We start from the raw sequence: 12,664 nt of genomic DNA on the forward strand, positions 1-12,664 counted from the left end.
CTTTCACCTGTTAGTATGAATAAAATGAACCGTTTAATGTATAAGATTCACAAGCTCTTTTTTGTATTATTTTCCATGATCTTAGCGTGTAAAAATTTCTATTTATAATTGTATGTGTACTTTCGCATATTACATAGAGAAACTACAAGGTAATGAGGGTAGACAATGACAAAATTAATGATTTTAGTCTTTATGCTTATTAGTTTTTTTGTGCATCCCCAAAAGATGAAAGCGGAAGAAAACCTTACGTACTTTCCGGTAAGTGACACTGGAAAAGTATTAAAGTGGAAACGTGTAGAAAGCTTACTGCCGAAGGGGAAAAAATTTAAAGTGATCGATGTAGAAACGGGTTTTTACTTTTACGTGCAGCGAAGAGCAGGCTCACACCATGCAGATGTTCAGCCGCTTACACGTCAAGATACGAAAGTAATGAAGCACTTATATAATGGAAAATGGAGCTGGAACCGAAGAGCTGTTCTTATTCCGTTTAAAGGTCAAATGCTTGCAGCTTCCATGAACGGAATGCCTCACGGAGCCGGTGCGCTTGACAATGGGTTCCCCGGTCATTTTTGCATTCATTTTGCAGGAAGTACGACTCACAAGTCTCAAAATGTGGATCCAGGTCATCAGTTAATGGTATTAAAAGCAGGAGGAAAGCTTGATGAATATGCATTAAAAGCTGAGCCGGCAGAAGTCGTAAATATGTTTTTAACAGGATTAAAGCAAGATGACGATGCCTTAATGCAGCCGGTTTTGCGCGTGAAGCAAGAGCATAAGCTATGGGCAAAACTGCATAGTGTCTCCACCATTTATTATAAAACGGACTTATTTCATGCAAAAAAGTATAAAACAAAAGAGAAAATCGCCGTAGATTGCCTTATTTATTACGAAGATAAAGGGGCTCAAAAGACCACGATGGTTTTTACTTTAAAGAGAAATCCATTAACAAACGGATGGGAAATTTCTTCTCTTACACTGTAATGACCGATTATTTTTAAAAACACATCTGACAGAAAACAGATGTGTTTTTAAGCATTTGTTTAGCCGTTCGCAATGTTAGAGTGGAAAAACGTGCTTACATACGATAGAAAAGAATAAAAAAGGGTATAAGTAATAATATTACTCTTTCTACAAAGAACTCTACAGCACGAAAGGAGAGGGTGTTTATTCTTTCATATTGGTTTAGCCGCTTAGTTGCTGCAGATCCTGGACGAAAAAGGCTCAAAACGGCTTCTAAAGCTACGATCAGCGTAATTACAGCGGTCGTTATTATGCTGATCGTATTAAAAACAGCCGGAAGCTCACAAATTACCGCTGCTATTTTAGCAGGCGTAATCGGCCTGATGGGTATATTGGTTGTAAATGATGAAACAACAAAAGCAAAAAAAGTGACAACAGGCTTAGTAGCACTTTCTAGCGCCGTTTCTCTCGGAATTGGCTCGTTTTTATCACGATATGGACAAGCAGAAAATATTTTTCTCGTTCTGCTAGTGTTTTTGTCTTTTTATTTACAGAAATTTGGTATCCGCTATTTTTCCCTGTCGATGGTCGCATTTATGTCGTTTTATTTTGCTTCTATTTTACACGTCACATTTTCTCAGCTGTCGTGGCTGTTAGCTGGTGTTATAGTAGGAGCATGCTGTGCATTTATCTATAACTTTGTCATCTTTAAAGACCGACCTGCCAACGTGCTGAGATCTTCAATGAAATCGTTTCATATTCAAGTGAATTTGGTGCTTGATTTAATTATTGAGTTAATTCAAAAGAAACAGATTGAACCTGCTCAAATTAAACAATACAGCCGCAATATTAAAAAATTAGCGGAGTATGCCCGTGTAGCATCAGAAGAGCTTGGAAATACAGATCCTCACGACATATGGCCTGGCGTCACAGCTGAACAAATGCGCCTTTATGTATTTGATACAGTGATGCTGCTTCAGACATATTCCCCGGCAATTCGAAAACTCAGTGAATTAAAGGCATTTAATCATTTTGATATTCAGCAGCTGCTGTTAAAGCTAGTGGAATCGATTCGCGAAGCAGAGGTGTTAAATGAAAATCCTACTCATTCACTAACAGATGCAGCTCAGCATCTGCAAGAGCTGCGCCAAAAATTAAGTGAACTCGAACCTCAAGACAAAAGGTATAAAGACTGGCTTTACTTAATCCGCCGTATCGAAACGATATCAAATCACGTGATTGATGAGGCCTATGAGCTGCAGCAAGCAATTGTGAAACAAGAAAAACAGCCTCAAAAAGAAGCGGAAGAAAAAGAAGATGAAGAGGACAATGATGAAGAAAAAGGATTAAAACCCTCTACGAAAAAGTCTATTCAAGCGGTCATCACTGCTGTTGCGACATTAATATTTGGCTCTTTTTTATCTCCATCGCATCAATATTGGGCGCTCTTAGCAGGCTATTTAGTGCTTCTTGGTACAGAAACGATAGGAAGTACGTTTGTAAAAGCTGTACAGCGAAGTGTAGGAACGCTTTTAGGAGCGGCTGTGGGCTTTGTTGTCGCAAGCTTTGTCTCACCGGGAATACTTGAAATAACGCTTCTTTTTATCTGTGTGTTTATGGCTTTTTATTTCTTTCCCATTACGTACTCGTTTATGAGCTTTTGGATTACAATGATGCTGGCCTTTATGTATGACATGCTTCTTGGGGGAATTTCAGAAAGTTTATTACTGGCACGCGTATTGGATACAGTTGTAGGAGTTGGAATTGGGTTAGCCGTATCTGCTCTTGTGTTTCCTAAAAGAACAAGAGATAAAATAACCGACACCTCAGTAGAATACGTAGTGGCTTTAAAAGAATTTGTTCACACTTATTTACATCGTTTTACGAAGCAGTATGCGTTTGCCAATTTCGCTGATAAAGGAATGGAATTAGAAAAAAAGCTAAAACAGCTTCATGTCGATTCAGATCCTATTATTAAAGGTTTCGTTGGCCGTTCACGTCTTCAGCAATTTTTGACTGTTTTTACCGCCATTAATTATTACGCTAAGCATTTGGTAGCATCTTCTACTAGAAACGAAGCTTTTTATAAGGAAGTGGAATTTCACGGTGTAGTCAAGGAAGTGGAAGAGAAAGTGGCAAGCAATTTCACTCAGCTTGAAAAAGCGCTGCGAGGAGAAAGAGGAACGTATGTATACACGCTTGAAGATGTAAGACAAAAAATTGAACAATCTTTAGATTATTTTGATACGTCCGTTCAATCAAGAAACTTACAGCATCTGCAGCTGCTCCACAACATTTATTACGTATGGAAAATCAATCAATCGGTTGTTCACTTAGCCAAAGAGCTAGGAGCAGAAGAAATAAGTAGTGAAGACTAAAAACCAGCGAATGTTTCGCTGTTTTTTTAGTCTGATGAATAAGGTGACGTATCTTTTCTAATCGTTCTTCACGTTGTTTTAAGACCGGCATAGCTGCCAATTGCGGCGTATCCATAAAAATATCCCATAAACAACCCGGGAATAATATGATGAGGGTGACTGATCAATACTGAAAAAAGCACGCCGACAGCTAAAGCAATAGTCGGAACATACTGCTTTTTAGGCTGAAAAAGCCATTTGATCAGCTGCGTCACGATTAATACGACAGGAACACCAATGAGTGCGTCCCAAAAATTTGTATGAATTGTAGGGAAATCCATGTTCAAGCACCTCGTTAAATGTGTTGGATGTAAGGTTATCTATGCTGTTTATTTTAAAACACTTCAATTAGTTATGAGGTGCTCCAGGTGAATAGTAGTAAGGCGGGATTTTAAGCCATCCTTTTTGCTGCATTAGAATTTTTACTTTTGATCCTAATATGATTTTTTCAGTGTGGAATTTCAACCACATTAATCCAATATCGGTTCTAATAGACTGTCCCATATTCGTGCTGCACATGACGATATTAGAGGCAATTTTTACAGATATTAAGTTAGCGATTTCAGAATCCGTGGCTTTCGCTCCTAATGGAATACTGTTAGGGTCAGATTTCGGTTTAGTAGCCGGTATTTCAGGAAGGGGAATTCCTTCTTTAATCATTAATTTTTTGAGTGTATCAATCTGAGATTCAGCCAGGTTTTTTGAGTCTTGAACAAGCTTAAGCAGTTCACTGTTCATTGTTGTATTAAGACAGGTTTCTAAGGCAGGTATTTCTTCCGCTAAAGCAGTGAAATACAGCCAACAACCCATAGTCTCACCAATATGTGGGCGAGGGGGAGGATCATCTGTAGAAGAGTTCTTTATATAATCAATTAGTGTCTCAATGACGTTAATCATAACTTTTCACCCTTTATATAGTTTATGCATCTTCATTATTACCTTCAGCAGAAAAGGATAAACACAGCTAAGAAATGTTACGTATAAAATTAATTATGATAAGTGGAAGGAAAAGCATCCTACGCAGCAATTTATAATGATGACGTTACATTTAGTGTCACCACATCTAAAGGTATAAAAATTGTTGAAACGCTTGATAAATAGGTTGGGGCTAGAAGGTAAAGTCAATAGAAAAAAATCTCCTTGCTCATTAAGGAGATTTTTTATCTTGAGTATTATACAGTTTTTCTCCGATGCTCTCTCCATAAAGAAGTTAGCTCTTCTGACCAATATTTATAATCAAATACCGTTATATTTTTGCTGGGCATAAAAACATTCAACAGCCAATTAACCCTTAATTTGTCTCTGACACCTATCGTTTTATCATTCTTACAGCAGCCTTCATCACAAGGTTTATCATGTATCTTGTAAGGAATATTTTTAACGACCAATCCGTCTTTTACACGCTTTGTGTACTCAATTCCTATAATCAAATATATCACTCCTCGCAGTAACTCTTATCTTCATAATCATATATAGGGATGACTTCTTTAATGAAAGGAGAAGAAGGGAAGAAGACAAAAATAAAAAAGCCCTGCTGTAGGGCTTTTAGTTCAAGCAACTTTTGATGCAACGACGATTACTTTACCGTGATCTAATTCTTCTTCATAGCGTTCAGCTTCCGGCTGTGATAATCCTAATGAACGCATTTTGGCACGAAGCTCGTCTCCTCGAGAACGAAACACATTCGCAATCGCATCAAAAACACCTTGTTCAGAAAGACCGATATTGTTTGTATTTGTTGCAGCTGTTAAATCCTCGGAGCGATCTTGATGGTGTGCAAGTAAATAAACTTCGTCTTTTGTAAATCCTTCACGCAAAAATTGTTCAATTGTATCTTTTGCCTGTACGCCATTTTCAACTACTTTTACATTTACCATTTCCAAAAACCTCCTTGTATGATAGACAACTTTCTCGAATACGTTGAGTAATGAAGAGAAGTTTAAGTAACTTATCTCCTTGCTTTGTGTATACACGTTATTGGAAGTGATAAAACCTATTTCCTGAAATTGAGTTAAAAAGTCTAACATAGGAGAAGAGGAAACAGCGCAGTTATCTTTGAGGAGAATCATGTGAAGGATAAGCGGGAAGAAGCTTTAGTTAGCCTTTTTCCTGCATCGTTTTTTTTTTTTTTTTTGACCTTTTAAGGTACAGTACAAACTGCAAAAAGCCTAGATCTTAAACAGCTAAGATCCAGGCTTTTTACATACATAAAAATAGAGAAATTTAAGATGAAAGACGTTCTTTTTGTTTTTCATAAACAGAAGTAGACTCGTTCCATGTATATCGACCATCTTGTAATTGAATGGTTGCGCTGAATGGACAGTCTATTGACGTTTCTGCGTCATCTAAACTACTTTCAAGTAAACTTTTTTTAAATCGAAGCAAATCTTCTTTTGAAGCAACTCGAAAAACCATTTCTAACGTAAGATCATCGTCCATTGCATTGTGTAATTGACTAATACTTTTGCGGAATTCTTTATTATATTGGAGCATAATTTTAATATCTGCTACGCAAGCAACACCAAACACATCTTTCACAACAGACTCAACCGTTAACTGAGTTGTGGAAGCATATGTTGAAACATTACGCTGTGGATTTTCTAAATAATAAATTGTTTCTACAGGATGTCTCGTGATAAGCACCTCTTTCCTATTCTTAAGTATACAGGAAAAAAGAATGGAATGGGGAAAGATTTTTAGGAAAGGAGTCCTGACATACATAAAAAGTCTGTTTGGGATAGGAAAGAGAGTTATAAATTGAGGGCTTTTCGCTTATCATTTTTGCTATATTCTTAAATCAACGAATTCTGTGCAACTTCCCCCAAGATTTGATAAAATAAAACCCTACGTCTCAATTTCTTCTAACTTCATTCCTCAACTACTATTTCTACTTATTTTAAAGGAGGACGCAATTTTGCAATTTGAACAAGCTTTAACACATTTACAGTCCTATTTTGGCTATGATTCGTTTCGAAAAGGACAGGAAGAGTCGATTCGTTATGTTTTAGAAGGGCACAATACTGCTTGTATTATGCCAACAGGAGGAGGGAAATCGCTTTGTTATCAAATTCCTTCCTTGCTTTTAGAAGGCACGACACTGGTGATTTCTCCGTTGATTTCTTTGATGAAAGACCAAGTGGACACGCTGAACGCAGCTGGTATTCCGGCTACGTATATTAACAGCTCGCTGACGCACACGGAGGTGCAGCAGCGCTTAGAAGAAGTAGCGATCGGGGAATATAAGTTGCTTTATGTAGCGCCGGAACGACTGGAGTCTCCGCAGTTTTTAGAGCAGCTTCAAATGCTTCCTATTCCGCTTGTAGCGGTAGATGAAGCGCACTGTATTTCACAGTGGGGGCATGATTTTAGACCAAGTTATTTGCGCATCAATGAACTGATCAGCAAGCTGTCTAATGCTCCGATTGTGATGGGGCTGACGGCTACTGCGACGCCTCAAGTACGTGAAGATATTTGCAGAGCTCTTCATATTAACGAAGAGTACACGGTGATGACGGGGTTTGAACGTGAAAATTTATCGTTCGCTGTTGTAAAAGGCCAGGATCGAATGAGCTATATCGATCAGTATATCCGTAAAAATGACCAAGAAGCAGGCATTATTTATGCGGCTACGCGTAAAGATGTTGAAGAGCTTCACGCTAGATTGCAAAAGTCAGGAGTTAACGTATCAAAATACCATGCTGGTATGAATGGGAACAGCCGTGATGAAGAGCAAAACCGCTTTCTGCAAGATGATGTGCAGGTAATGGTAGCCACGTCTGCGTTTGGGATGGGAATCGATAAATCAAATATTCGCTTTGTTCTTCACTATCAGCTTCCGAAAAATATGGAAAGTTATTATCAAGAAGCAGGACGTGCTGGTCGTGACGGACTGCCAAGTGAGTGTATCGTACTTTATTCACCTCAAGATATTCGCGTGCAGCGCTTTTTAATTGAACAGTCAACGTCGAATCCTAAAAAGCAGATTCAAGATCTTGAAAAGCTGCAAAGTATGGTGAACTACTGTCATACAGAAGGCTGTTTGCAGGCGTATATCCTTCATTATTTTGGAGAAAGTGAAGCGCATGAGTGCCGCCGCTGCAGCAACTGTACGGATGATCGTGTGGAAATAGATGTAACGGTCGATACGCAAAAAGTATTATCTTGTATGATTCGTATGGGCGAACGTTTCGGTAAAATGATGATTGCTCAAGTATTAACGGGTTCTCGAAATAAAAAAGTAGTTGATTTTGGTTTTGATAAACTGAAAACGTACGGCGTCATGAGCGACCGGTCGGCTAAAGAAGTGAGCGATTTTATTGAGTATTTGATTTCAGAGCAGTTTATTTTAGTAGGACAAGGGTCATTTCCTACTTTATCCGTAGCGGCCAAAGGAAAAGGCGTGCTTCTTGGGACGGAAAAAGTAATGAGAAAAGAACAAATGGAAGTGAAGCAAATTGTCCAAGATGACGAGCTGTTTGCTCATTTGCGTTCTGTTCGAAAGCAGCTGGCAGACGAAGCCGGCGTGCCTCCTTTTGTTATTTTTTCAGACGATACTCTTCATGACATGTGTGCGAAACTTCCAGTAACTTTTGAACAGTTCGCCACTGTAAAAGGAGTCGGAGAACAAAAACAAGAGCGGTACGGAGAACGATTCACGACTGAAATCAAACAGTTTTGTGAAGAACATCCAGATCGAAAGCGAGAAGTTTCAGCGCCTGCTCCGAAAAAAGCAAGAGCGTCATCAAAAGAAGGTTCTCACTTAATGACGTATGAGCTATTTCAGCAAGGAAAATCGTTAGATGAAATTGCCGCAGAACGTGAATTAAGCCGTATTACAATTGAAAATCATTTGTTTAAATGCGCAGAAGAAGAAAAAGAAATTGACTGGTCACCTTTTCTTTCAGAGGAGGAAGAACAGCTTATTTTAGAAGCTGCTTCCTCAGTAGGCGATGAAAAGTTAAAACCAATCAAAGAAAAATTGCCTGAAAACATCACTTATTTTATGATAAAAGTAGCGTTATTCAAACAAAAAATGAAGCAGCTGTCTTAAACAAAAAGCTCCTACTAAAGGAGCTTTTTGTGTTGAGTAAGCGAGTTTACTGATAAAATAGAAGGTATAAATATTTGAAAAATCAGATCACATAAAAAGGAGGAATGAATGGGAATGATTGAACGAGAGATTGAAGCGATTTTGCATGCTTCTAACGACAATATCGTCATCACTGATGAAAAAGGGTTTATTTTACGAGCGAGTCAAAACTGCCGTGATATATACGGGTATGACGTGTCAGAGTTAGTCGGACAAACCGTATACGAATTGCAAGACCGCGGGATATTTTCACCTTCCGTTACGATTGAAGTGCTAAAGAAAAAGAAAGAAGTACAGCTGATGCAACAAACAGAAACGAGTAAAGTTGTAATGGCAACTGGTATTCCCGTGTATGATGAACATCAGTGTATGAAAAGAGTCATCAGCTTTTCACATGATTTAACAGAGCTTCAGCGCTTAAAAGAAGATTATCAGCAGCTCGAAGTGAAAATGAAAACATATCAGCTAGAAGTGGAAGAGCTTCGTGAACAGCAGTCAAATGAGATGGTCATACGAAGTGAATCGATGAAAAAGGTATGGTCGATTATTAATCGCGTGGCAGACAGCGATGCAACGGTTGTGCTACTAGGTGAATCGGGTGTTGGTAAAACGGCTTTTGCTCATGCTTTACACTATGGGAGTGAACGAAAAGAAGAGCCGTTTATTGAAATCAACTGCGGAGCTATTCCAGCTAGTTTGTTTGAATCTGAAATGTTTGGCTACGAAGCAGGCTCTTTTACAGGTGCAAGTACAAAAGGGAAAATAGGAAAGTTTGAATTAGCTCATAACGGCACGCTTTTTTTAGATGAAATAGGAGAGCTGCCTCTTGATATGCAAGTGAAGCTGTTAAAAGTGCTGCAAGAAAAAACAGTCACCAAAATTGGAAGTGAACGAGCCAAACACGTAAACTTCAGGCTGATTGTAGCCACAAATCAGCCGCTTGAAGAAATGATCAAAAAAGGAACGTTTCGCGAAGATTTATTTTATCGCTTGCACGTTATTCCGATTACCATTCCGCCGCTTCGTGAGCGAAAAGAAGACATCGCGGCACTGCTTTATCACGTGTTGCATAAACAAAATGAAAAATATAACATGAAGAAATTTTTTCACGCAGAAGCATTAAATCTACTTATTGAACATCCGTGGCCTGGAAATGTTCGGGAGCTTCAAAATACAATTGAACGCCTTGTGTTAATCACAGATGAAAACAGTATCTCGCCTCAAGACCTCCCGTTTTACTCAGAAAATAGCAGCAGTGAAAAAGAAGAATGGGAGTCTCTTGACACGTTAACATCTCAGGGAATGACGCTTCAGCAAGCACTTGCAGAAGTGGAGAAAAACTGGCTGGTTCGTGCTTATCGTCAGTGTCAAACAACGTATGAAATGGCAGATACACTAGGGATTAGCCAGCCTACGGTCGTAAGACGTTTACGAAAGTACAATATAAAATAATGAGATTTTAATTCATTATGAATTAACTGATTCAATACTGAATCAGTTTTTTTGTTTTGATTCTATTGTGAATTAAAAATCCTCCATAATTGCACGAAATAGAGTAATAAAAATTGGCATGCATTTTGCATTAATAAAAAGTATCTAAATAAAAAGCGTCAGTATCTAACATGATGATACGGCGCTAATGAATGAAACCCACTAGGAGGAATAAATTATGCCAAAATATCAGCCGAAAAATTCATTTGAATCTCCGCGTTTTTGCGGACCTCGAACATTTATGAGACTTCCGTATGTAGAACAAGTAAATTCAGAGATGGATTTTATTGTGACGGGTATTCCATTTGATTCAGGGCAGTCTTTTCGAACAGGAGCACGTTTCGGACCGGAAGCTATTCGAGATTTCTCCATTTTGCTTCGTCCGTATAACCCAGAACAAGAGATTAATATTTTTGATTACATTTCAGGCGTGGACTACGGGGATTTGTCAGTTGTTCCCGGATATATTTTAGAAACATATAAAAAAATTGAAGAAGGGTTAACGCCGGTTGTGAATGAAGGAATTATTCCTATTTCACTGGGCGGTGATCATTCGATGACCCTTGGTGAACTTCGTGCCATCGCGAAAAAACACGGACCGGTAGCGCTTTTACAGTTTGATGCTCATTCTGATACGTGGGATAGCTATTTTGAACAAAAATACAATCACGGTACGGTATTTAGACGAGCGATAGAAGAAGGGTTAATCGACGTGTCGCGCTCGATTCAAATTGGTATGCGAGGCGGTCTGTACGGCATTGAAGATTTAGAAGATGCAAAGAACTTAGGTCTAGCTCTGTATACGACAAATGAATATAAAAAACTGGGCGTTGAAAGAATGCTAGAAATTATTCATGAGCGTGTAGGAGAAGGACCCGTATTTTTATCGTTTGACATTGACTTTTTAGATCCAGTTTACGCGCCGGGAACGGGAACGCCTGAAGTATCGGGTGCAAGTATTGACGATGCGCTTCAATTCGTTCGGGGCTTAACAAATATAGATTTTGTCGGTTTTGATTTAGTGGAAGTACTGCCAGCTTATGATCATGGTCAAATTACAGCAGCGGCGGCCGCTAATATTGTCTATGAATTTATCACGCTTATCGCGTTAAGAAAAAAAGCAAAAGAAGAAGAAGCGCTGTTAGTGAAAGCACGCGACTAAATACAAGCAAGGTGGTAAAAGTGGGAAGGTACTATTATCTTCCCGCTTTTACATACGAGTTCTCTATAGGGAGTGTTTGGGTATGAACAGGCAAGCAAATGTAAAAATAGATAAGAAACAGGAAAAAACATTAAAAAGAGAAATTATCAATCCAGCGACTAATAAGATCATAGCGGAAGTGTGTGACTCGTCGCTTCAACAAGTAGAGGAAGCGGTAGGTAAAGCAAAGCAGGCTTTTGAACAGAGTGAATGGAAGAAAAATAAGTCACTGCGTGTAGAGGTGCTTAATAAACTAGCAAATTTATTAGAAAATGAAGCGAGTGTATTTGCCGAAACAGAAACGTTAAATACAGGCAAACCAATAAAAGAATCACAGTTAGATATAGAAGATACGATTAATTGTTTAAGATATTACGCAAATTTAATAGAAGAAAATCAGCCGTGGACAAAGAACATGTTCGACGACACAAACAGTAAAATCATTCAAGAACCTATTGGCGTATGCGCGCTGATTGTTCCTTGGAATTTCCCTTTGTTGCTTGGTATGTGGAAGCTGGCTCCTGCCTTAGCAGCTGGAAATACGGTGGTGTTTAAGCCGTCAGAATTAACGCCGCTTTCTTTTTTAAAGTTAGCTTCACTATGTGAAAAAGCTGGTATACCAGAAGGCGTGTTTAATTTGCTTACGGGAGACGGTGAAGTGGGAAGTGCACTGATTGAACACAAAGACGTAGCTAAAGTCTCTTTTACAGGAGGATCAGTAACAGGCAAACGTATTTATCAGCAGTGCGCAAAAGAGCTGAAAAGAGTTTCGCTTGAACTGGGAGGGAAATCTCCCCTTCTTATTTTTGAAGATAGCGAGATTGATATTGCAGTAGATTGGACAATGTTTGGCTCATTTTTTAACCAAGGTCAAGTGTGTGTAGCTTCATCGCGTATACTCGTACATGAATCTATCTATAAGCCGTTTCTTTCTGCTCTTACGGAGGCTGTTGCTGCTATAAAAATTGGTAACCCCTTAAGAGAAGAAACGGAGATGGGTCCGGTTATTAGCAAGGAGCATCTGAACAAAATACAGGATTTTATCAAGCTAGGTCAAGAAGAAGGCGCGAATTTATTAACAGGAGGAACGTTAATTGACTGCGAAGGTGGCAACTATATAAAGCCGGCTGTGCTCGTCGGTGTGGAGCAGCATATGAAAGTCGTACAAGAAGAAATATTTGGTCCCGTCATTACCGTTCAATCTTTTTCAAGTGAAGAAGAAGCCATAGTACTTGCCAATGGCACGAGATTTGGTTTAGCTGCAGGAATTTTAACGAATGATTTAATGAAAGCAGAGCGAGTTGCTGAACAGCTTCAAGCGGGAACGATTTGGATCAACGGCTACCATACGCCTCATATTGAAACGGCGTGGGGCGGTTTTAAAGAAAGCGGCATTGGCCGGGAGTTAGGTCCATCAGGATTAGCTGCTTTTACTGAAATAAAACATGTGAATACAAATACCAAGCTAGCTCGAGCCAATTGGTATCAATAAAAGTGAAAGGTGGA

11 protein-coding genes are annotated in these 12,664 nt (G+C 38.9%); 6 read left to right on the plus strand and 5 right to left on the minus strand.

Annotated elements, in window-relative coordinates:
* The first annotated feature begins 165 nt into the window (after positions 1–165).
* Together AC0C45_RS20635 and AC0C45_RS20640 are read left to right on the plus strand one after the other, a co-directional pair.
* A complete protein-coding gene (locus AC0C45_RS20635; RefSeq protein ID WP_047932108.1) occupies positions 166–981 on the plus strand; it encodes a hypothetical protein in 816 nt (271 codons plus the stop codon).
* Positions 982–1,160: 179 nt separating this feature from the next.
* The gene (locus tag AC0C45_RS20640; RefSeq protein WP_472928687.1) at positions 1,161–3,338 is read left to right on the plus strand and encodes an FUSC family protein; all 2,178 of its coding nucleotides are present in this window, start codon (positions 1,161–1,163) and stop codon (positions 3,336–3,338) included.
* A gap of 68 nt (positions 3,339–3,406) precedes the next feature.
* Here AC0C45_RS20640 and AC0C45_RS20645 read toward each other — a convergent pair whose 3' ends face one another.
* The 5 genes from AC0C45_RS20645 to AC0C45_RS20665 form a co-directional block, all read right to left on the minus strand.
* Complete coding sequence (locus AC0C45_RS20645; RefSeq protein WP_237894015.1) at positions 3,407–3,658, minus strand: hypothetical protein; 252 nt, start codon at positions 3,656–3,658, stop codon at positions 3,407–3,409.
* 67 nt (positions 3,659–3,725) lie between these two features.
* Entirely contained in the window at positions 3,726–4,274 is a 549-nt protein-coding gene (locus tag AC0C45_RS20650) for a DUF3231 family protein (protein ID WP_047932105.1), read from the minus strand.
* 275 nt (positions 4,275–4,549) lie between these two features.
* Positions 4,550–4,807 carry a hypothetical protein gene (locus tag AC0C45_RS20655; protein WP_047932104.1) on the minus strand — a complete coding sequence of 86 codons (258 nt, stop codon included), beginning with the start codon at positions 4,805–4,807 and terminating at the stop codon, positions 4,550–4,552.
* 120 nt (positions 4,808–4,927) lie between these two features.
* Entirely contained in the window at positions 4,928–5,254 is a 327-nt protein-coding gene (locus AC0C45_RS20660) for a YflT domain-containing protein (RefSeq protein ID WP_013056955.1), read from the minus strand.
* A gap of 346 nt (positions 5,255–5,600) precedes the next feature.
* Positions 5,601–6,020, minus strand: a complete 420-nt coding sequence (locus AC0C45_RS20665; RefSeq protein WP_016764030.1) for a hypothetical protein — start codon at positions 6,018–6,020, stop codon at positions 5,601–5,603.
* 271 nt (positions 6,021–6,291) lie between these two features.
* On the opposite strand from AC0C45_RS20665, the gene recQ reads away from it, so the two are divergent.
* From recQ to AC0C45_RS20685, 4 genes are all read left to right on the plus strand, one after another.
* Positions 6,292–8,427 carry a DNA helicase RecQ gene (gene recQ, locus AC0C45_RS20670; RefSeq protein ID WP_472928690.1) on the plus strand — a complete coding sequence of 712 codons (2,136 nt, stop codon included), beginning with the start codon at positions 6,292–6,294 and terminating at the stop codon, positions 8,425–8,427.
* Positions 8,428–8,535: 108 nt separating this feature from the next.
* Positions 8,536–9,918: a sigma-54 interaction domain-containing protein gene (locus tag AC0C45_RS20675; RefSeq protein WP_472928692.1), complete on the plus strand. Its 1,383-nt coding sequence runs from the start codon at positions 8,536–8,538 to the stop codon at positions 9,916–9,918.
* Positions 9,919–10,135: 217 nt separating this feature from the next.
* Positions 10,136–11,119: an agmatinase gene (gene speB, locus AC0C45_RS20680; RefSeq protein ID WP_047932101.1), complete on the plus strand. Its 984-nt coding sequence runs from the start codon at positions 10,136–10,138 to the stop codon at positions 11,117–11,119.
* Between the two features lie 82 nt (positions 11,120–11,201).
* Complete coding sequence (locus AC0C45_RS20685; protein ID WP_171777273.1) at positions 11,202–12,650, plus strand: aldehyde dehydrogenase family protein; 1,449 nt, start codon at positions 11,202–11,204, stop codon at positions 12,648–12,650.
* Positions 12,651–12,664 lie beyond the last annotated feature (14 nt).

Source organism: Priestia sp. VA7 (assembly GCF_055710015.1).